The organism is Oscillibacter sp. (genome assembly GCF_032018205.1).
Taxonomy (GTDB): Bacteria; Bacillota; Clostridia; order Oscillospirales; family Oscillospiraceae; genus Oscillibacter.
This window is the reverse complement of the sequence record NZ_DALZOY010000003.1, coordinates 49,574-71,158: the sequence shown is the minus strand read 5'-3', so window position 1 is coordinate 71,158 and position 21,585 is coordinate 49,574. Positions and strand designations below refer to the sequence as shown.

General features: G+C 58.6%; 19 protein-coding genes and 1 riboswitch. Of the genes, 12 read left to right on the top strand and 7 right to left on the bottom strand.

Annotation, left to right across the window (positions count from 1 at the left end; translation table 11 throughout):
* Positions 1-75: 75 nt before the first annotated feature.
* From RTU96_RS03205 to pgsA, 9 genes are all read left to right on the top strand, one after another.
* Positions 76-1,428, top strand: coding sequence for a VCBS repeat-containing protein (locus RTU96_RS03205; RefSeq protein WP_312634911.1), 1,353 nt, complete (start codon positions 76-78; stop codon positions 1,426-1,428).
* 26 nt (positions 1,429-1,454) lie between these two features.
* On the top strand, positions 1,455-2,141 hold the full coding sequence (locus RTU96_RS03200; RefSeq protein ID WP_312634910.1) for a response regulator transcription factor: 687 nt from the start codon (positions 1,455-1,457) through the stop codon (positions 2,139-2,141).
* Positions 2,142-2,202: 61 nt separating this feature from the next.
* On the top strand, positions 2,203-3,627 hold the full coding sequence (locus tag RTU96_RS03195) for a HAMP domain-containing sensor histidine kinase (RefSeq protein ID WP_312634909.1): 1,425 nt from the start codon (positions 2,203-2,205) through the stop codon (positions 3,625-3,627).
* Positions 3,628-3,774: 147 nt separating this feature from the next.
* A complete protein-coding gene (locus tag RTU96_RS03190; protein WP_312634907.1) occupies positions 3,775-4,740 on the top strand; it encodes a DUF1385 domain-containing protein in 966 nt (321 codons plus the stop codon).
* A 31-nt stretch (positions 4,741-4,771) separates the two neighbouring features.
* Complete coding sequence (gene prmC, locus RTU96_RS03185; protein WP_312634905.1) at positions 4,772-5,638, top strand: peptide chain release factor N(5)-glutamine methyltransferase; 867 nt, start codon at positions 4,772-4,774, stop codon at positions 5,636-5,638.
* A gap of 88 nt (positions 5,639-5,726) precedes the next feature.
* Positions 5,727-6,848 (top strand): recombinase RecA, encoded by a 1,122-nt coding sequence (recA, locus tag RTU96_RS03180; RefSeq protein ID WP_293008810.1) that lies wholly within the window; start codon positions 5,727-5,729, stop codon positions 6,846-6,848.
* Positions 6,838-7,458, top strand: coding sequence for a regulatory protein RecX (locus tag RTU96_RS03175; protein ID WP_312634903.1), 621 nt, complete (start codon positions 6,838-6,840; stop codon positions 7,456-7,458). The genes recA and RTU96_RS03175 overlap by 11 nt, the downstream gene beginning before the upstream one ends.
* A 196-nt stretch (positions 7,459-7,654) precedes the next feature.
* Complete coding sequence (rimO, locus tag RTU96_RS03170) at positions 7,655-8,971, top strand: 30S ribosomal protein S12 methylthiotransferase RimO (RefSeq protein WP_312634901.1); 1,317 nt, start codon at positions 7,655-7,657, stop codon at positions 8,969-8,971.
* Between the two features lie 6 nt (positions 8,972-8,977).
* Entirely contained in the window at positions 8,978-9,499 is a 522-nt protein-coding gene (gene pgsA / locus RTU96_RS03165; protein ID WP_312634900.1) for a CDP-diacylglycerol--glycerol-3-phosphate 3-phosphatidyltransferase, read from the top strand.
* Positions 9,500-9,743: 244 nt separating this feature from the next.
* Here pgsA and RTU96_RS03160 read toward each other — a convergent pair whose 3' ends face one another.
* The 7 genes from RTU96_RS03160 to RTU96_RS03130 form a co-directional block, all read right to left on the bottom strand.
* Positions 9,744-10,583: a hypothetical protein gene (locus RTU96_RS03160; RefSeq protein ID WP_312634899.1), complete on the bottom strand. Its 840-nt coding sequence runs from the start codon at positions 10,581-10,583 to the stop codon at positions 9,744-9,746.
* A gap of 30 nt (positions 10,584-10,613) precedes the next feature.
* A complete protein-coding gene (locus RTU96_RS03155) occupies positions 10,614-10,877 on the bottom strand; it encodes a hypothetical protein (protein WP_312634898.1) in 264 nt (87 codons plus the stop codon).
* Positions 10,878-10,903: 26 nt separating this feature from the next.
* Positions 10,904-11,422, bottom strand: a complete 519-nt coding sequence (gene nrdG / locus RTU96_RS03150; RefSeq protein WP_312634897.1) for an anaerobic ribonucleoside-triphosphate reductase activating protein — start codon at positions 11,420-11,422, stop codon at positions 10,904-10,906.
* 55 nt (positions 11,423-11,477) lie between these two features.
* A complete protein-coding gene (nrdD, locus tag RTU96_RS03145; protein WP_312634895.1) occupies positions 11,478-13,655 on the bottom strand; it encodes an anaerobic ribonucleoside-triphosphate reductase in 2,178 nt (725 codons plus the stop codon).
* Between the two features lie 121 nt (positions 13,656-13,776).
* Entirely contained in the window at positions 13,777-15,189 is a 1,413-nt protein-coding gene (locus tag RTU96_RS03140) for an MATE family efflux transporter (protein WP_312634893.1), read from the bottom strand.
* 104 nt (positions 15,190-15,293) lie between these two features.
* The gene (locus RTU96_RS03135) at positions 15,294-17,837 is read right to left on the bottom strand and encodes an EAL domain-containing protein (protein ID WP_312634891.1); all 2,544 of its coding nucleotides are present in this window, start codon (positions 17,835-17,837) and stop codon (positions 15,294-15,296) included.
* On the bottom strand, positions 17,834-18,397 hold the full coding sequence (locus RTU96_RS03130) for a phosphatase PAP2 family protein (protein ID WP_294856615.1): 564 nt from the start codon (positions 18,395-18,397) through the stop codon (positions 17,834-17,836). Before RTU96_RS03130 ends, RTU96_RS03135 begins: the two co-directional genes overlap by 4 nt.
* A 275-nt stretch (positions 18,398-18,672) precedes the next feature.
* A riboswitch (Lysine riboswitch) is annotated at positions 18,673-18,842 on the top strand.
* A 142-nt stretch (positions 18,843-18,984) separates the two neighbouring features.
* Between RTU96_RS03130 and RTU96_RS03125 the strand changes: the two genes are divergently transcribed.
* The 3 genes from RTU96_RS03125 to RTU96_RS03115 are packed head-to-tail and all read left to right on the top strand — an operon-like array spanning position 18,985 to position 21,569.
* Positions 18,985-19,884 carry a transporter substrate-binding domain-containing protein gene (locus RTU96_RS03125; RefSeq protein ID WP_312634889.1) on the top strand — a complete coding sequence of 300 codons (900 nt, stop codon included), beginning with the start codon at positions 18,985-18,987 and terminating at the stop codon, positions 19,882-19,884.
* 52 nt (positions 19,885-19,936) lie between these two features.
* A complete protein-coding gene (locus RTU96_RS03120; RefSeq protein WP_312634887.1) occupies positions 19,937-20,827 on the top strand; it encodes an amino acid ABC transporter permease in 891 nt (296 codons plus the stop codon).
* A gap of 1 nt (position 20,828) precedes the next feature.
* Positions 20,829-21,569: an amino acid ABC transporter ATP-binding protein gene (locus RTU96_RS03115; RefSeq protein ID WP_312634886.1), complete on the top strand. Its 741-nt coding sequence runs from the start codon at positions 20,829-20,831 to the stop codon at positions 21,567-21,569.
* The last annotated feature ends 16 nt before the right edge of the window (positions 21,570-21,585 follow it).

The following is a 21,585-nucleotide window of genomic DNA, read 5'->3' as shown; positions in this document are numbered from 1 at the left end:
AGGTATGATATACTGTTATAATTGAGATAAAAAGAGTTTAGACCCTAACGGGGCGGCAAAAAGGAGGCGGACCTATTGAAAAACAAGCTGAGGTGTATGGCCGCAGTCTCGCTTTTCTCGGCTCTCTGTCTTCTTTTGAGCGGCTGCGCCGGGCTAAAGCCGGAAACTGCGGAGGACCTTTACAGCCTACCCAGTCTTCCTGCCGAATACCGGGAGCTGGAGGCCAGCATCAACACGCTGATTGAAGAAGGCGCGGAATACGCCGCCCCCACCTCCGGGTCCAACATCCAGCCGGTGCAACTGGTGGATCTGGACGGAGACGGACAAGAGGAAGCCCTTGCCTTTATGCGCAAACCAAACGAGGAAAAGCCTCTGAAAATTTATATCTTCAGCGCCAGCAACGGAAGCTACCATCGCTCCGCCGTGATTGAAGGCAGCGGCAGCGCCATCTTCAGCATCGTATACAGCGATTTTGACGGGGACGGCTACACGGAGCTGGCGGTGGGCTGGAAGACCGCCTCCGAGATGCAAGCGCTGACGATTTACGCCCTGCGCGGCCAGCAGCCCGAGGAGCTGCTGCGCACCACCTATGTCAAGTACGTCCTGACCGATCTGGACGCAGACGGCCGCAGCGAGCTGGTGGCCTTCCGGGCGGACACGGAGGGCATGGGTGTCGCCGAGCGGTATGTCTGGCAGGATGGAACCATGGCGCTGAAATCCTCCTGCAAAATATCCGTCACCATGGCGGAGCTGAGCAATCTGGGCCGGGTGGTATCCGGCGCCTTGCAGGACGGAACGCCGGCGCTGTTTGTGGTAGGCGTCTCTGATTCCACCACCGCCATCACAGATATTTTGGTGGACCGGGACGGGGAGCTGGACAACATTGTGCTCTCCGACATTACCGGGATATCCACCGAGATCGCCCGGTTCCTCTCCCTCTACCCCACGGACATCAATGGCGACAAAACCACCGAAGCGCCGGTTCCGGCGCTGATCGCCATGTCCGAGGGCGGGCAGGGTTATTACCGCATCGAGTGGCGGGGCTACGACATTTCAGGCGCTTCCACGCGGGTCGCGTCTACCTACCATGACGTGGAAGATGGCTGGTATCTGGTCCTGCCGGAAAGCTGGCTGAATCAGGTGACGGTGCGGCGGGACTCCGGCCCGGAGGAAGCCACCGTGACCTTCTCCTACCGCGATGATACCGGGACGCGGGAATTTTTGAAAATCAGTGCCGTCACCGGAAGCAGCCGGGAGATTAAAGCCGTGCGGGGCGGGCGGTTCATACTCAGCCGCCGGGCCGAAACGGTCTACTCGGCGGAGCTGTTGCCGGAAGCCAACAACACCTGGCCACTGAGCATGACGGAGGACGAACTGCGCGCCGCTTTCAGCCTCATCACGGGAGAATGGCTGGCGGGAGACAACTGAGAATACTTGGAAAGGACGGAGCACTCATGAAAAAAGTTTTGGTGCTGGAGGATGAGTCCAGCATTCGCGATTTCATTGTCATCAATCTGCGCCGGGCAGGCTACGACGCCATCGAGGCGGAAACGGGCGAGGAAGCCATGGATCGGCTGCGGGAAAACCCAGACGTGACGGTGGCGCTGCTGGACATTATGCTGCCGGGTATCGACGGGTTTGAGGTCTGCCGCCGGATTCGGGCCACCAACACGAAAATCGGCATCATCATGCTCACCGCCCGCACACAGGAGATGGACAAGGTGACGGGCCTGATGACCGGTGCGGACGACTATGTGACAAAGCCCTTCTCCCCTGCCGAGCTTACCGCCCGGGTGGACGCCCTGTTTCGCAGGGCGGGGGGCGAGGACCCAGCGCCTGCCGGGGAGTTAAACCAGCCGCCCTTTTTGCTGAACACCCGGAACCGCACGCTGGAGAAAAACGGCAAGCGTATTAAACTGACGCAGGTGGAATATTCCATTGTGAAGATGTTTATGGAGAATCCCGGAAAGGCCCTGAGCCGGGAGGAGATTTTGGACACGGTCTGGGGCCGGGACTATTTTGCGGAGCTGAAAATCGTGGACGTGAACATTCGGCGGCTCCGTCTAAAAATTGAGGACGACGTGGCAAACCCCGCGTTTATCACCACCATTTGGGGCTACGGCTACAAATGGGGCCTGTGACGCCGCGCTTACGATAAAAGGAAAAAGAGGACGGAGAATCATGCCGAAAACAGGCGGAAGTATGCGAAAAAAATATCTGCACATCGGCGGGCTGCGCCAGCGGTGGATTCTCAACACCATTATGCCCGTACTTGCCCTGCTGGTGCTGATTGTGACGCTGTTTTCCGCCGGCGTTGCCAGCTATTATTACGGCGGGATGCAGCGTGGCCTGGAGATTCGGGCGCAGGAAGCGGCGGACTCCTTCAACAGCTATTTCATGAACAGCTATGCGGAGTACTATCAGATGGCGGTGTACTCCACTGACTCTTTTGAGGACAAGGACCGCATTGAATTGCAGTTCATCAGCCCCAGCGGACGCATTCAGGCCTCCAGCTACGGACTCACCGTGGGAACCTCTCCCAAAACAGCCGACATTCCCGATGCGGTTTCCACCGGGGAAAAGGCCGTGTTTCAGGGTGAGGACCCCGCCACGGGAGAGCGCATCCTCTCCGTGTCCTACCCGCTGATGTTTAACAGCCGGGTAGTGGGCGTGCTGCGGCTGGTGACGGCGCTGCGGGACGTGGACCGGCAGGGGCTTTTATCCGTGCTGGCGGTATTTTTGATTGCGGCTGTCTGCATGGCGATGGTGGTGGTTTCAAACCTCCTGTTCATCAATCGGGTGGTGGAGCCGGTGGCGGTGGTGTCCGATGCGGCGAAGCGAATTTCCGCCGGGGGCTACGGGCTTCAAATTGAAAATAGGTACACCGACGAGCTGGGCGAGCTGGTGAATAATATCAATGACATGTCGATGAAAATCGGGCGGAACGAGAAGATGAAAACGGAGTTTATCTCCTCCGTGTCCCACGAGCTGCGCACCCCTCTCACCGCCATCAACGGATGGGGCGAGACAATTCTGGCAGACGCCTCCGGCGACCCGGCGCAGCTTCGCAAGGGCATCCGCATTATTCTGCGGGAGGCCCGCCGCCTAAGTACCATGGTGGAGGAGCTTTTAGAATTCTCCAAAATGGAGGACGGGCGCTTCACCCTGCGGGTAGAGGCGGGTGTAGACCTTCGCAGCGAGTTTGAGGACGCGATTTTTACCTATCGCGAGCTGTTCCGTCAGGAGGACATTGAGCTGGACTACGACGCCGACGGCGAGGACCTCCCCCCTATCTCCGCGGACCCGGAACGGCTGAAGCAGGTGTTTTGCAACGTGCTGGATAACGCCGCCAAACATGGCGGCTCCGGCAAACGGATCGCCGCCTCTGTGGCTCTTGAAAACGAATACGAGGTGGTTCGGGTGCGGGACTTCGGCCCCGGCATTCCGGAGGCGGAGCTGCCCTACGTGAAGCAGAAATTTTACAAAGGCTCCTCCAAAGCCCGGGGCAGCGGTATCGGCCTTGCTGTGTGCAACGAAATTGTCACCCTGCACAGCGGAAAGTTCGACATTACCAACGCACAGGGCGGCGGCACGGTGGTGACCATCTCCCTGCCAATCGGAAACTAAAAAATCCGCCCCTGCCGTCCGCCGCCTTTTGTGGCAGACACACGGGCGTCTTTGCCGCCGGATCACGCGGGCGGCAAAAATATTGTAGAACAAATGTTGCATTTACGGAAATTTTGTGCTATTCTAAGTAACTAGAAAGGACCACACATGGCAGAAAACAATTCCTGTGCCTTCCGCACCAGCATCGGCGGACAGGCTTTGATCGAGGGCATTTTGATGCGCGGGCCTGAAAAGCAGGCCATTGTCGTGCGGGATCACGAGGGAAATCTGGTGGAAAAGGTGGAAGAGCTCCACCTTATCAAGGAGCGGCATCCGTTTTTGGGCTGGCCGCTGGTGCGGGGCACCGTAAACTTTTTGGACTCCATGGTCAAGGGCGTGAAGGCCCTGATGTACTCCGCGGACTTTTACCCGGAGGACGAGGCGGCAAAGCCGTCCAAGTTTGATCTGTGGCTTGAAAAGCACTTATCCAGCAAAAAGCTGGAGGCAATGCTGGTGGCGGTGGCCACCGTGGTGGGCGTTGGAATGTCACTGCTGCTGTTTCTGGTGCTGCCCACGTTTATCACCGGCGGGATTCTCCACTTCTTCCCCGGCTTCCCTCTGTGGGGGCGCAACGTGGTGGAAGGCGTTTTGAAAATCATTATCTTTATGATTTATCTGGTGGCCTGTTCGAAAATGAAGGACATCTACCGGGTGTTTCAGTACCATGGCGCGGAACATAAAACCATCTTCTGCTACGAAGCGGGCCTGCCCTTGACGGTGGAAAACGTCCGCATTCAACCCCGGCACCATCCCCGCTGCGGCACAAGCTTTCTATTTGTGGTGATTTTTGTGTCCATCCTTATTTCCTCCGCGGTGTTCGGTATCTGGCCGATCACCAACGTGTGGCTGCGCACACTGGTACATCTGGTGCTGCTGCCGCTGGTGGTGGGCATTACCTATGAGTTCAACCGCTGGGTGGGCCGCAGCAGCTCCGGCCTTGCAAAGGCCCTGACCGCCCCGGGCATGTGGATGCAGAATTTCACCACCAACGAGCCGGAAGACTCTATGATTGAGTGCGCTATCCGTTCGCTGGAGCTGGTTTTGCCCAACGAAAAGGGGCAGGACGCCTGGTAATCACAGCTTTTTTAAAAAGGATGAAGCAAACGTGACCAAGACCTATAACAATTTATATATGGACCTTCGCGCCGGACTGAAAGCCGCCGGTGTGGAAATGGCCACACTGGAGGCTCGGGAGCTGACGTGCTTCGCCACCGGGAAGAACCGGGAAGAACTGGTGCGGGACGGGGCGCTGTACGCCTCGCCGGAGCTGGAGCAGCGGGCCCACGACCTGCTTAAGCGGCGTCTGGCGGGAGAGCCGGTGGCGTATCTTGTGGGCGAGTGGGAATTTTTCGGCCTGCCGCTGGACATCTCCCCCGCCGTGCTGATTCCCCGGACAGACACGGAGGTTTTGGCCGCGCAGGCCATTGAGTTTTGCGGCGCTCTGTCCGAGTGCCGGGTGCTGGATTTGTGCGCCGGCAGCGGCTGCGTGGGACTCGCCATCGGCTGCCGGGTGCCTCAGGCCCGGGTGGTGCTGGGCGAGTTAAGCGAAGCGGCGCTGAAAATCTGCCGCCAGAACGTGCGGCGCTGCGGCCTTTCCGGAAGGGCGGTCTGCATGCAGACGGACGCGCGGCAAAAGCCCTCCCCCGCTTTGGGGGAGTTTCACTGCATCGTGTCTAATCCCCCTTATATCCCCGTGGGGGACATTCCTTCGCTGGATGCGGCGGTGCGGGACTATGAGCCCCATCTGGCGCTGGACGGCGGCGCGGACGGGCTGGACTTTTACCGCGACATTGTGGAGCGGTGGCGGCAGGCGCTGGCCCCCGGCGGGCGGCTGTACTTCGAGGTGGGCATCGGGCAGGCGGACAGCGTACTGCGCATCATGCGCGCCGCCGGTTTCGGGGACATTCAGGTGGTGAAGGACACAAACGGGATTCCCCGCGTGGTGTTTGGAACGCTGTGCGCCGAGATTTAAGCCGGGACAAACGGACCAATGTGTGTCTGTTTGCGCGCTTTAAAAGAGTTTTTACTGCACGGTCCTAAAAATAAGGAGGAAGAAGACTATGGCAAAAGATAAAGCAGCCGCATCCTCACTGCCGGATAAGAAGGCGGAAATCGCCTCGGACAAGGATCAGGCCATTAAAAGCGCCATCGCCCAGATTGAAAAGGCCTATGGCAAGGGCTCCATCATGCGGCTGGGAGATCGGTCGAACCTGGAGATCGACACCGTACCCACCGGGTCGCTGGCGCTGGATCTGGCGCTGGGCGTGGGAGGATTGCCCCGGGGCCGCATCATTGAGATTTACGGGCCGGAATCTTCCGGTAAAACCACGCTGGCCCTGCATGTAGTGGCACAGGCCCAGAAGAAGGGCGGCGAGGTGGCCTTCGTGGACGCGGAGCACGCGCTGGACCCCACCTATGCCCGGGCTCTTGGTGTGGACATTGAGAACATGCTGATTTCCCAGCCGGACACCGGCGAGCAGGCATTGGAGATCACCGAAGCGTTGGTGCGCTCAGGCGCCATCGACGTGGTGGTGGTTGACAGCGTAGCCGCGCTGGTTCCCCGTGCGGAAATCGAGGGCGACATGGGCGACAGCTACGTGGGCCTTCAGGCCCGGCTGATGAGCCAGGCCCTGCGCAAGCTCACCGGCGCCATCGGCAAAACCAACTGCATCGTCATCTTTATCAACCAGCTCCGGGAAAAGGTGGGCGTTACTTACGGAAATCCCGAGGTCACCACCGGCGGCCGGGCTCTGAAGTTCTATTCCTCCATCCGCATCGACGTGCGCCGCATCGAGGCCCTGAAAAACGGCACGGAGCTGATCGGCAACCGTACCCGGGCCAAGGTGGTGAAGAATAAAATGGCCCCACCATTCCGTGAGGCGGAGTTTGACATCATGTACGGCGAGGGCATCTCTCGCAGCGGAGAGTTGATTGACTTGGGAATTAAGTTGGATTTGGTGCAGAAATCCGGGTCTTGGTTCTCCATGGGGGAAACCCGCATCGGTCAGGGCCGTGACACCGCGAAAAACTACCTGCGTGATAACCCGGAAGTGATGGAAAAACTGGAAGCGGATATCCGCGCCAACTTCGATAAACTGCTCACCGGTCAGTCCCGCGTGGCGGCCAAGGCGGCGGGCCGGGCCGTGGATGTGGACGCAGACGATTTTAACGATGAAAATTGACCGTTTAGAGCGGTCGAAGCATGTCTCCGGGCGAGTTCTGGTGTTTCTTGAGGATGGGACGCTGCTGAAAATCACCGAGCAGGAGCTTCTGGACTTTGGCCTGCGGGCCGGAGACGGGCTGGACGAAGAGACATTGGGGCGGCTGAAGGCTTCCGCCTCCGGCTCCGACGCAAAGGCCCGGGCAGCGGAGCTGATCGGGCGGCGGGCAATGTCCCGACGGGATTTGGAGCGAAAGCTGACGGAAAAAGGCGCGTCGGAAACGGAGGCTCGCTACGCCGCCGAATGGCTGGAAGCCATTGGCGCGCTGGACGATGGGGAGTATGCCGCCCTTCTGGTGCGCCACTTGGCGGAAAAGGGCTACGGCCCCGCGCGCTACCGGGACGAGCTTTACAAACACGGCGTCCCCCGGGAACTGTGGGAAGACGCCATGTCTTCCGCCCCGGACCCGGCGGACATTATCGCGGCGTATCTGCAAGACCGCTTTCGCAAGGGTCCGCCGGACGAGCGGGAGCACCGCCGTGCCGCCGGCGCGCTGGCGCGCCGGGGCTTTGGCTGGAGCGACGTGAGAACCGGGCTGTCCGCGTGGGCAGAGCTGCCGGACGATTCCTGAGTATCCTTTTTTTAAGGCATTGTCTGCGCCGAAACAGGCCGGAGTTGTTTTAAAAAAGCCGTATGAAGGCAGAAGCTGTGTAAAAACAGGCAAGTCCGCATTGTAACAATCAGGCCGCGTCAAAACCATCAGGACACATTGGGCCGCGCTCTTGGCGCGGCCCGCAAATCGAAACCCATGCAATGGAGGAGCTATTTTGAAGTACAGTGTTGCGTTTATTTCCCTTGGCTGCGCGAAGAATCAGGTGAACTGCGAGCAGATGATGGCCACCGTCACGGCGGCGGGCCACACCGTTGCCCCCGCGCCGGAGGGCGCGGACGTGGCGGTGGTGAACACCTGCGGCTTTCTGGCCTCTGCCTGCGAGGAGGCCATTGACAACATTCTGGAGATGGGTACGCTGAAAAAGGCAGGAAAGGTCCAAAAAATTCTCGTCACCGGCTGCATGGCCCAGCGGTATCAGGAGGATGTGCTGGGCGAGCTGCCGGAGGTGGACGGCGTGTTGGGCACCGGAAGCTACGGCGACGTGGCCGCCGCCGTGGAAGCCGTGATGGCCGGAGAGCGGCCTTGCCGCTTCGGCAGCATCCACACGGCGGAGCAAGAGGGGGAGCGGGTTCTCTCCACTCCCGGCTGGTACGCATACCTGCGGATCGCGGAGGGCTGCGACAACCGCTGCGCCTATTGTGTCATTCCCTCTCTGCGCGGAAAATACCGCAGCCGCCCCATGAAGCACCTTTTGGAGGAAGCCAGAGATTTGGCGGACCGGGGCGTGAAGGAACTGATTGTGATTGCGCAGGATATCACCCGGTATGGAACGGACCTGACGGGTAAGCATCAGCTTGCTCCCCTGCTGCGGGAGCTGTGCAAGCTGGACTTCCACTGGATTCGGCTCCACTACCTCTACCCTGACGAGATCGATGATGAGTTGATGGAGGTCATCGCGGCGGAACCGAAGATTCTCAAGTATATCGACCTTCCTATCCAGCACTGCAACGACGTGATTTTAAAGGCCATGAACCGCCGTGACACCAAGGCGGAGCTACTGGTCCTTTTGGACAAACTGCGGGCGCGCATTCCCGGTCTGGTGCTGCGCACCAGCATCATCGCGGGACTGCCGCTGGAGGACGACGCGGCTTTTGAAGAGCTTTGCGAATTCCTGCGGGAGACGAAAATCGAGCGGGCGGGCGTGTTCCCCTTCTCTCCCGAGGAGGGAACTCCCGCCGCCAAAATGGACCATGTGGATGCCGACGAGGCCCGCCGCCGGGCGGAGCTGCTGGTGGACGTACAGTCCGATGTGATCGACGGGTACAACGAATCCGTCCTCGGCTCTGTGCGGGAGGTTTTGTGCGAGGGCTTTGACCCTCAGGCCCAGCGCTATTACGGGCGCAGCTATGCCGAGTCCCCGGATATTGACGGACGCATTTGGTTTGATGCCGACGAGGCCCGTCCCGGAGAATTTATAAATGTCCGCCTCACCGGAACCACGGACGGCGAGCTGACCGGAGAAAAGGAGTGAGCCACGGTGAATCTGCCGAATAAGCTGACCCTGCTGCGCATTTTGCTGATTCCGGTATTCATGACGGTGCTGTACTGGGGCTTTCCCGGCGCGAATTACGCGGCGCTGGCCATTTTCATTCTGGCAAGTCTCACCGATTTGCTGGACGGCCACATTGCCCGGTCCAGAAATTTGGTCACGGATTTTGGGAAGTTTGCAGACCCTCTCGCCGACAAAATGCTGGTCACTGCGGCCATGCTCTGGTTTGTGGAAATCGGACAGATGCCCGCGTGGGCCCTGCTGATTGTCATTTGCCGGGAATTTGCCGTCAGCGGGCTTAGAATGCTGGCGTCTGACGCGGGGCGCGTCATCGCCGCCGGCTGGTCCGGCAAGGTGAAAACCGCGGCCACCATGGTCTGCCTTGTGCTGATGTTTTTGCCCATCCCAAAGGTGCTAAACACCGCATGCGTGTGGGTGATTGTGGTGACCACTCTGTATTCCGGCGTGGAGTATTTTACGCAGAATAAGGACATATTTCGGTCCATGTAAGGAAAAAAGGTCCGGGGGATCAACAGAGTTGATCCCCCGGACCTTTTTGCGTTTTTACATAGAAGCTTCCAAAGCTTTTGTGTGGAAACGAGCAGTTCTAAAAGAAAAGGAGTTCCACTTTTTCGGCCCGAGCTTGGGACGCAGCGGCGTTAAAAGCGGGGGCTTTTGTCTGGGAAGAATCGTTTTCTTGCGCGACACTCAAAGGAAGAGAGCGGGTTCTCATCAGGGAAATCCCAACCTCCATTCACCGGTGAGAACAAGAAAGCCCCGTCCCTCCGAAAATTTGCGACAGCACCTCCCCCGCCGAGAGAGTGGCAAACCCCTCCGGGTCAGTAAGCACGCCCCCGTCAAGCGCCCAACGGAACACACCGCCGGAAAACGCCATATAAACCTCCCACGGTTTTTTAACCGCCGCATAACGTGCATACCACGCGGGACAGCGCCGCATCACTGTCTCCGCCAGCGCCAGCGCTTCGCAGCAATCAGAATTACCGGGTGACAGTGCGCTGAGCTGTACCCCCCCTCCGGGGCAGCCCACGCGGCTGTCGGAAGGCGTGGAGTGGGCCAGCAGAACGCTGCCGTCGCCGCAGGTCCCCATGCACAGCCAGACGTGTCCCGCGATGCTGCAAATATCCCCCGGACAAAGCGCATTTCCCTCCCCGATTTCCGTCAGACGGCCCCAGCCACGACGGGCGAAATTCCCTGCCATCTCGGCAGCAGAGTACACATAGCCGGGAAGGCCGTCTTGGTCATGGAGCGTGTTGTACACCGTCCAGCCCAGATAACCGGAGCAATCCAGCCCCGCGTAATAATAGATGTTTCTACCCAATACGGGATAATAGTCCCGATAAAAATAGCATTTGTTCTGCGCCCTGAAAAATGCGCACCACTCCGGCGCAAGCCCGATGCGGACCGCCTGAGGGCCCGCGCCGGTATCCTCCCGGTTCCACCCTCCGCCGTAGATGTACAGCGCGCTCCCCATTGGCACTAAGGCGGTTGTCAGCAGATTTTTCAGCGTCCTCAGACCGGGGACAGCCCCGGAAGAGCATCCCGTTGACTCCGCTTTGGAAAGTGGGGTTTTCATTTGCTTCTCCTCCTCCCCCGTGAAACAGTTTCACCCGGCTGTTTGGATGTATGCGGAGGGAAGCGCTTTCATGCCGGGCAGGGCCAAAAGCGAGAATCCGCTTGCCTGCCTTGTCCTGCGGTTTGTTTTCCCAACAAAGGCCCGGCCCATTTTCAAGCCCCGGGCGGTAAAAACACAGCGGGCTGCGAAATTCACTTCCGCAGCCCGCTGTGGGTAATTCTCCGCCGCCTCGCAAGGGCGAGCCCCCTCTGCCGCGTCGGTCCCGGCGGGCTTGTGCAAACCCCCTCCGTCCATTCTGCACATGAAGGGGCTTTATCTTGTCAGCCCTTCCAGAGAACCGCTTCTCCCTCCCGCAAAGACGCGGGCACGTCGATAATTCGCTGGTTGGCGCTGCCGCGGAAGCGCAGGGAAATGTCCTTCAGCGACTGGACAAACTCCCCGTCCACCAGTACATCGGTGAGGGCCAACAGCTCGTCCGTTGCCTCGCATCGGGCGCGGCTCTCCACCGCCAGCTCCTCCCAGGTATAGCCGGAAAAGGCCCACACGGTTTTTCCCGGGCGCTCGGCCCGTATCCTGCGGAGAAAGGGCAGCAGCGCACGCTGGTTTTCTGGTTCAAAGGGCTCGCCCCCCAGCAGCGTCAGTCCCGCCACATAGGACGGCTCCAGCGCCCGGAGCACCAGCTCCTCCGTCTCCCGTGTAAAGGGCTTTCCATATTGGAAATCCTGCGCCTCGGCGTTAAAGCAGCCGGGGCAGCCGTGGGTACAGCCGGAGACAAACAGGCTGACCCGCACCCCCACGCCGTTTGCAATGTCGCAGGTTTTGATATTGGCATAATTCATGGCACACCTCGAAAAGTCCCGCCGGAGGACCTCCGGCGGGCTTTTTTTCGTTGATTTAGAGGTGGAGCACCCGCTCCCGAATCTCCTGCGTCCGGCCCTGATTCCAGAACTGGGTCCCGATATAGCCACAGGTCCGCCGGGCCACGTTCAGCTTGTTCTGATCCCGGCTGCCGCACTTAGGGCACTCCCAAACCAGCTTGCCATCGTCCTCCACAATAGAGATTTCTCCATCGTAGCCGCAGGTCTGGCAATAGTCGCTCTTGGTATTCAGCTCGGCGTACATAATATGGTCGTAGATATACTCCATCACGCTTAACACCGCGGGGATGTTGTCCTGCATGTTGGGAACCTCTACGTAGCTGATGGCCCCGCCGGGGGACAGCGCCTGAAACTGAGATTCAAACTCCAGCTTGTCAAAGGCGTTGATCTCCTCAGACACGTGGACGTGATAGCTGTTGGTGATATAGGCCTTGTCCGTCACACCGGGGACAATGCCGAACCGCTTTTGCAAGCACTTGGCGAATCGGTAGGTGGTGGACTCCAGCGGCGTGCCGTACAGGGAAAAGTCAATGTTTTCCTTGGCCTTCCACGCAGCGGTAGCCTCATTGAGCCGACGCATGATGGAAAGCGCAAAGGGCGTGGCCTCCGGGTCGGTGTGAGATTTCCCGGTCATGTACTTCACGCACTCGTAAAGCCCCGCATAGCCAAGAGACAGGGTGGAATATCCGCCGTAAAGCAGCTTGTCAATGGTTTCGCCCTTATTCAGTCGGGCCAGCGCACCATACTGCCACAGGATGGGGGCCGCATCGGAGAGAGTGCCTTTGAGCCGCTTGTGGCGGCACATCAGCGCTTGGTAGCAAAGCTCAAGCCTCTTGGAAAAAACCTCCTCAAAGCGGTCCATATCTCCGCCGGAGGACAGGGCCACATCCACCAGATTGATGGTGACCACCCCCTGATTGAACCGCCCGTAATACTTGGGGCTTCCCGTCTCCGGGTCCACATAGGGGGTCAGGAAGGAACGGCAGCCCATGCAGGTGTAGCAGTGGCCCTGCCCATTTTTATCAATCTTGTTCTGAAGCATCACCTTTTCGGAAATATAGTCCGGCACCATCCGCTTGGCAGTGCATTTGGCCGCCATCTCCGTCAGATAGTAATAGGGTGTTCCGGGGCGGACGTTGTCCTCCTCCAGCACGTAAATGAGCTTGGGGAACGCCGGGGTAATCCACACGCCCGCTTCGTTTTTCACGCCCTGATACCGCTGGGTCAGCGTCTCTTCGATAATCACCGACAAGTCCCGCTTGGTCTGGGGGTCGGACACCTCGCCCAGATACATGAACACCGTCACGAACGGGGCCTGCCCGTTGGTGGTCAGCAGCGTAACCACTTGATACTGGATGGTCTGCACACCCCGGCGGATTTCCGCGCGAAGGCGCTTTTCCACAATCCGGTTCAAAACCTCCCCCTCGGGATGACCGCCCATTGCGGCGGCCTCCGCCAGCACGTCGCCCCGGATTTTATCTCGGGAAACCTGCACGAAGGGCGCCAGATGGGCAAGGGAAATGGACTGCCCGCCATACTGGCTGGAAGCCACCTGCGCAATAATCTGGGTGGCAATGTTGCAGGCGGTGGAAAAGCTGTGGGGCTTTTCAATCAGCGTGCCGGAAATCACCGTTCCATTTTGCAGCATGTCCTCCAGATTGACAAGATCGCAGTTATGCATGTGCTGGGCGTAATAGTCCATGTCGTGGAAGTGAATCACGCCCTCCTCGTGGGCCTGCACAACCTCCGTCGGCAGCAGAAGCCGCTTGGTGATGTCCTTGGACACCTCGCCCGCCATATAGTCCCGCTGGACGGAGTTCACCGTGGGATTCTTATTGGAGTTTTCCTGCATAACCTCTTCGTTGTTGCACTCGATGAGGCTGAGAATCTGATTATCCGTGGTATTGGCGGCCCGGGCCAGCGTCCGGGTATAACGATAGCGGATATAGCGCTTCGCTGTTTCATAGGCGCTGTGGCGCATTAGCTCCGTCTCCACCAGCTCCTGAATTTCCTCCACGTTCAGCGTCCGGCCAACCTTCTCCGCCGTGGTCTCGACGTTCAGCGCGATTTGCTCCACCTGCGCATGGGACAGCTCCGGCGTCTGCCCGTCCGCAAGGTTTGATTTTTCCACCGCCGCCGCGATTTTCTCCCGGTCAAAGCCCGCTTCACTGCCGTTTCTTTTAATAATTTTCATGATTTTCTGCCGCTCCCTCTTGTCGAAAAGCCAAAATAGTTCTTCCCAACTTACTTTTATGTCAACCAAACGGTTTTATAATAACCACATTATATAGTGTATCAATTCATTTTGCAATACCCTATTTAGTATTTTGGCCAGAAATCTCCGCAACTTCCCGTCTCGCCTGCGCTTCGGCGAAGCGTTGGTCTGCCCTGTGCTTGGCCCAGAGATAGCAGAGCACATGGATTAAAAGGGTCACTATCCATGAGATGGGATAGGACCAGTAAACGCACTCCGGTGTGTGATACGCCGGAATCTGAAAGACCGTGGCAACCCACACAAGACGCAGGACACAGGCCCCCATCAGCGACACCATCATGGGCATCACGGAGTAGCCAATGCCCCGCAGAGCGCCTACCATCGTGTCCATCATGCCGCAGACAAAATAGGTCCCGCAGATAATGCCAAGGCGCACAAAGCCAGCCTCCACCACCGCCGGGTCCCTGGAGTAGATTCCAAGCAAAAGCCGTCCTGCCTGCCACGCACCAACGCCCAGCACCAGTCCCGTGGCCGTTACGCAGCCCAGCCCCGTCATCAAAATGCGATTGACGCGGTCCATCCGCCCCGCGCCTACGTTCTGGCTGGTAAAAGACAGCGTTGCCTGATAGACAGCGTTCATCGCCACGTATACAAACCCCTCGATATTGCTGGAGGCGGCGCTGCCCGCCATGACAATCTCGCCCAAAGAGTTGACGGAGGACTGGATTACCACGTTGGACAGCGAAAAAATAATGCCCTGCACTCCGGCGGGCAGACCCACCCGCAAAATGCCGAGGAGCTGCTCCTTGTAAAAGCGCAGCGCCCGCAGCTCCAGATGAAAGCTCCCCGTCTCCCTCATCAGGCAGGCAACCACCAGCGCCGCGGAAATACACTGAGACACCACGGTTGCAATGGCCACGCCCGCCACGTCCAGATCAAACACGATGACCAGCAGCAGATTCAGCGCCACGTTCACAATGCCCGCCAGCAGCAGGTAATACAGGGGGCGCCGGGTATCTCCCTTGGAACGCAGAAGACCCGCGCCGAAGTTATAGAGCATCAGGGCGGGCATCCCCAAAAAGTAGATTCGCAGGTACAGCACTGCCAAATCCAGCACGGCGGGAGGCGTCTGCATCCAGACCAGCACCTGCCGGGCCATGGCGATGCCCACCACAATCAGCGCCATGCCGCTGCAAAAGGCAAGAAGCATGGTGGTGTGGACCGCGCGGTGGAGCTCTCGCTCCCGCTTTGCCCCGAAATACCGGGCCGCCAGGACGTTTGCGCCCACGGAGAGCCCGACAAACAAATTTGTCAGCAGGTTGATCAGCGCCGCGTTGGACCCCACCGCAGCCATGGAATTGTCCCCGGAGAACCGTCCCACCACAATCACGTCCGCCGCGTTGAACAGTAACTGAAGCACACCGGAGGCCATCAGCGGCACGGCAAAGCGCAGCATTTTTTTCAGAATCGGTCCGCTGCACATATCAATTTCATAAGCCTTTGACTTCAACATAGGGTTTGCTGTCTCCTCGTTTTCATGCTTTTGCACGGCGTTCCCGCAAAATTCGCGGCGGCAAAGGCTGCCGCCGCGAGTTGCAGGGGTGCTTTTATCAATCATCAGATTCCATTCGCCAGCGCATCCAGCGTTTTTCTCAAATCCTCAGGGTCATATGGCTTGCGCACAAAGCCTCTGGCCCCCAGACGCAGGGCCTTTTCCTCGCTGTCCAGATTATCCGTTTGGGAAAGCACCAGCACCGGAATGTCCCTCAGAGCCGGGTCCTGCGCCTTCTTTTGCAGAAATTCGTATCCGTCCATAATGGGCATGATGATATCCAGCAGTACCACGCCGATGTTTTCCCCGCTGCGCAGGGCATCCAGCCCCGCCTTGCCGTTGGACGCTTCCAGAATGCTGTATTGAGAAGAGAGCATCTTCTCCAGCACCAATTGATTCACCCGGTTGTCCTCCACAATTAAGAGCTTGGGGCAGGTACGGCAGCCCAATATCTGCGGCTGCCGGGGCTGCCCATCCTCCTCGCGGGGGGCGGCGGAGGGCACCATGCAGCCAAACTCCGCAGGCAGCTTCAGTAAAGAGATATCCCGAAACAGTGCCAAAAACAGCTTGCGGCTGTCCTTGCGCCCCATATAGCAGACACTGACCATCAGACTTTTAATCCGGTAAGAATCCATATACCGCCGAATCACCAGCTCCTGCCGCTCTCCCGTTTCCGAAGCGGCGTCCATCGCGCCGAGAAACGCGGGACGGTCCCGTTCCTCCAGCCAGTCAGTAATCAACTGCCCGCTGCGGAACAAAAGCTCGGGAGAACTTTCCATCAGTCGGTAATACCCGTCGTTCACGCTGAGGATCTCCGCCGCGTCTCCAAACTGCTCAAACATGGCCGCCGCGTCCATTCTCCCCCGCATCATCCTGTCATAGGACTTCACAGCGCCCCACACGGCCCGGGTGTCCGCCGTCTTGTCAAAAATCCGGGGTCGCTCGAGCGCGGAAGCCGACCGGTAGCGCTCCAGCAGGGAGAAAAAATCGTCTTTGGGAACAGGGCGGGAGAAATAATAACCCTGCACCCGGTCGCAGCCGATAGAGCGCAGATAGTCCACATGAGTTTGTGTCTCCGCACCCTCCGCCACCACGCTCATCTCCAGCCACTTGGCCATGCGCACGATGCTGCTGACCACGCAGTTGGTCCGCTCGTCGCTGCCAACGCTGCGAATAAAGCCCATGTCCAGCTTCAAAGACGACACCGTCATGTTCATCAGCATATTGAGTGAGGAGTAGCCGTTGCCAAAATCGTCAATCAAAACGGCAAAGCCCGCCGCGTTGAGTTGCCGAGTCAAATCCAGCATCTGCCCCGGGTCCTCCATATAGACGCTTTCCGTCACCTCTATCCGAAAGACGGCGGGGTTCACATCGTACTTTTTCGCAAGCCCCGTCAGTTGCCCGCAGATATCCGCGCTGTAAATATCCAGCCGCGACATGTTGGCAGAAATGGTCACGTCGGGATAGCCCGATGCCTTCAGCTCCGCCAGATATTGAAATACCCGCTCCCATACATACTGGTCCAGCCGGTTAATAAAGCCGTTTTTTTCAAAAATAGAGATAAATTGATCAGGTGGAATCAGCCCACGCTTGGGGTGGTCCCAGCGCACCAGCGCCTCCGCCGACACCGGCGCGTTGGACGACAGGCTGAAAATTGGCTGGAGATACACCTGAAACTGGCCCTGCTCCAGCGCCTCATACATCCCGGAGGCCACCTCCTGCTCCCACAGCAGGCTTCGGCGCAGCTCCTCGTCATAAAGAGCCACGCTCTTGTCGCTGCGGCCGGAAACGGTTTCCTGCGCGATTTGTGCGCGGTCGCAAAGCTCCGCTACCGGGAGCGTGGGATCATCAATTTCATAAACGCCGCAGCACAGATGCAGCGCATATTTCAGATGCAACCGCCGCATCAGTTCGGCGCCCAGCCGATTGAAGCGGGAAAGCTCCAGTTCTTCCGTGCGGCACAGCAGCACAAAGCGGTCACCGCCCACGCGGCCCACCTGAATCACGCCCCGCATCGCCGTCAGCTTTGCCGCAAGATTCCGCAAAAGCTGGTCGCCCGCGGCCCGACCGAAAAGATCGTTGAACACCTTGAAGCGGTCCATATTTAAGAAGATGATGGACAGCGACCGTGGCCTCTTGTCCTGCTCCACCTCCGCCAGCGTGTCCCGTGCCTTTTTCAAAAACTGCTCCCACTGCAAAACGCCGGTCAACGGGTCCAAATCCCGATCTCTCCAGAAAAGATTCACGAGGTTCTGCACCTGGCAGGAGAGAATGTCCGGCTCTCTGGACTCCTTAAAAAACGCGGCGGCGCCAAGGCTCAGCGCTTTCAGCTCGTCATCCTCCGCCCCCATGGCAATCACGGGAATGGACTTGAGCAGCCGGTTCGTATGAAGAAAGTGCATCACATCAAACCCGCTGAATTCAAACAGGCGGCATTGCAGCAGAATCGCGGCAAAGTCCTGACGCGTACGCAGGATGTCCACCGCCATTTCTCCGTCCAGCGCGGATGTTACGCAAAACGTGCCATGCAGGACCCCCGCGGTCTGCTGACGGCGCTCTCCGTTCCCATCCACCAGAAGAATTTTCTGTTTCTTCCGCGTGTCCTTCACATCTCTCCCTCTCCTCCGGCGGGACGAAACCGCCCCGTTTTCTTATCTGCCCACCGCATCAAATGCCCGGCGGTCAGACCCAGCGCCAACCCCAGCACCGCGCCGGCCAGCACGTCGCTGGGCCAGTGCACATATAAATACAGCCGTGAAAAAGCAATCAGGGCCGCCAAAATCAAGACGGGCCCCAACAGTCTGCCGCGCTTCTCCGACAGCAGAGCGCCCACCGCGGCAAAGGACGCCGCCGCGTGCCCGGACGGAAACGACCAGTCCTGTGGGCGGGAAATCAAAAGCGTTACTGCGGGATTCATGTCGCAGGGCCGCACCCGGGCAATCAGCGGCTTGAGAATCCCGTTGCAAAGCAGCACATCCAAAAGCAGCGCCAGCGCCAAAACCGCGCCGGTACGCCGGTATCTCCGCGTAAAAAGCAAAATTGCCGCCAGCACAATCCAGATTTCTCCGTGATTACACAGCGCACTGATCAGCGGCATTAACCCGTCCAAAAGCTCTGTCCGGCAATTTTCCTGTATCCAGTTTAAAACGCTGAACTCAAGCGCTCTCACCCGCACACCTCTCCCGTACGTCCGACACATAATTGGCTGCGCCGGACAGCCTTCAAAGCTCCGTACAAAGCAATGTCGCCCGCTGTGGTCATTGTATCATCTGCTTCCAATTTTGAAAAGGATTATTTATGCGCAATTCCACCAAAGACAAACGAGTTTCGACCGCTTTCCCTTAAATTTTGCTAAATTTTACATTTTGCACAAAAATGCAAAAATATTTTGGGAATACAGTTGACATCCCCTTTATATCGTGATAGGATACCTCAAAATTGGATCGCTCAGATAGAGGCGCGAGGTTCATCAGTACCGCGAGTAAAACGGCAGGCAGCCGCCGCGGAAAAGGGGACATCGCCGAAGGGTTTTGGAGCTGCCTGCTCCAAGATACCTGGGCTGTCGGGGAATACCCGCCGGACTGTCACATTTTTTGTGAAGCGCTATCATGGCTGAATCGGGCAGTATTGCCTGCTTTTTCCACGGGTCGCTTTGCGTCAAAGCGGCCCGTTTTTTGTCGTTCTTTTTGCGGCAGGGAGAAGGATATTGTACATCAGCCGCCACAAAATACCATTGGTTGAAAGGAAGAAAAATTTATGAAGAAGTTTTTTACTCTTGTTCTGGCTCTGGCCATGGCCGCATCTCTTGCCGCCTGCGGCGGCTCCGCTCCAGCGGCCTCCGGCTCCGGTGCAGCTGCCGGTTCCTCCGCATCCTCCGCTGGCGGCGGGGTTCCCTCCGGCGTGGAGGACGGTGTGCTGACGGTGGCCATGGAGTGCGGCTACGCGCCCTATAACTGGTCCCAGCCGGACGACTCCAACGACGCCGTCCCCATCCGTGACACCAATGAATATGCCAACGGCTACGACGTAATGATGGCCAAAAAGCTCTGCGAGGCCAACGGCTGGAAGCTGGAAATTGTCCGGCTGGAGTGGGAATCTCTTGTTCCCGCCGTTCAGTCCGGCGCCGTGGATGCGGTGATCGCGGGCCAGTCCATGACCGCCGAGCGGGCGGAGCAGGTGGACTTCGCAGGTCCCTATCTGTACGCCTCCATCATCTGCCTTACCAAAGCCGACAGCGCCTTTGCAAGCGCCAAGGGCATCAGCGACCTTGCCGGCGGCACCTGCACCAGCCAGCAGGGCACCATCTGGTATGAAACCTGCCTGCCTCAGATTGAGGGCGCCGATATCCGGACGGCGGCAGAATCCGCCCCCGCCATGCTGATGGCGCTGGAAACCGGCGCGGTGGACTTTGTGTGCACCGACATGCCCACCGCCCAGGGCGCGATGGTTGCCTATCCCGATTTCACGCTGCTGGACTTCTCCGGCTCTGGCGATGACTTCACGGTTTCCGACGAGGACGTAAATATTGGCATCTCCGTCATGAAGGGCAACACCGCTTTGAAGGACGCGATGAACTCCGTCCTCTCCGGCATGACCGCCGACGATTTCAATGACCTGATGGCGCAAGCAGTGGCAGTACAGCCCATCGGGGCCTAAGCATTCCTGTCCGGGCACGCCCGCTGAATACTGAGGGAACGAGGAACCCATTATGGACTGGTCAAGATTTCCACAACTGGCCGCCGACATAGCCGACCTCTGGGTAAAATACGGCACGGTGAGCTATCTGGGCGGCATTTGGCGCACGCTGATTCTCGCCGTGGTCGCCACGTTAATCGGCTGCGTCATCGGCCTTGGCTGCGGCATTTTGCAGACGATTCCCCATTCTAAGTCCGACCATCCCGTCAAGCGGGTTGGTCTGGGGCTGGTGCGGGTGCTGCTGCGAATTTATATTGAGGTTTTCCGTGGCACGCCCATGATTTTGCAGGCGGTATTTATTTATTACGGCCTGCCCTATTTCACCAACAACTCCGTCCGCTTTGAGAACATATGGACCGTGGCGATTCTGGTGGTATCCGTCAATACCGGCGCATATATGGCAGAGTCCGTCCGGGGTGGCATTCTCTCCATTGATCCCGGACAGACAGAGGGGGCCAAGGCCATCGGTATGACCCACTTCCAAACCATGTTGGGTGTCATTCTGCCCCAGGCCCTGCGGAACATCATGCCCCAGATCGGCAACAACCTGATTATCAACATCAAGGACACCTCCGTAATGTTTATCATCGGCTTTACCGACTTCTTTGCCGCCCACAAGGCGATTTCCGGGGCCACCTTCACCTACTTCCCCTCCGCCACCATTGAAATGGCGGGCTATCTCACCATGACGCTTGCCGCCTCCTTCCTGCTGCGGTGGATAGAGCGGCGGATGGACGGGTCCGACAGCTACGAGCTGGTGCAGACCGACTCCTTGACCATGACCGCCGGAACCTACAATCATCCCGGCAGGGGCAGCAATTTTGACGAGCACAGCAAGGAGTACCGGGAAAGCGGCAAGCATTCTCCCAAAAACGGGGACTCCGCTTCGAGAGGAGAGAACTGACATGGGCGAGACGATTCTTGAAATCCGCCATCTGGGCAAGGCCTTTGGCAGTCATCAGGTGCTGCGGGACATCGACTTCACGGTGGAGAAGGGAGACGTGACCTCCATCATCGGCTCCTCCGGCTCCGGCAAGTCCACGCTGCTTCGCTGCGTAAACCTGCTGGAAACCCCCACCTCGGGCGAGATTCTCTTCCACGGAAAGAACATGGCGGACCGGGGCGTGGATGCGGCTGCATACCGCTCCCGCGTGGGAATGGTGTTTCAGTCCTTCAACCTGTTCAACAACATGACCGTTTTGAAAAACTGCGTGGTCGGGCAGGTGAAGGTTCTGAAAAGGGACCCGGAAGAGGCCCGCACCGCCGCGCTCGGGTATCTGGATCGGGTGGGCATGGCCCCCTATATCAACGCAAGACCCCGCCAGCTCTCCGGTGGACAGAAACAGCGGGTGGCCATCGCCAGAGCCCTTGCCATGGAGCCGGAGGTTCTGCTGTTCGATGAGCCGACTTCAGCGCTGGACCCCGAGATGGTGGGCGAGGTGCTGGACGTGATGAAGGATTTGGCAAGAGAGGGCATGACCATGCTGGTGGTGACCCACGAGATGGCCTTCGCCCGGGACGTGAGCAGCCGGGTGGTATATATGAATCAGGGCGTTATCTGCGAGGAGGGCACGCCGGAGGAGCTTTTGGGCAATCCCCAAATGCAGGAGACACGAGACTTTCTCTCCCGCTTTCGCAGCGTGTAAGCGGGAGGAATGATCT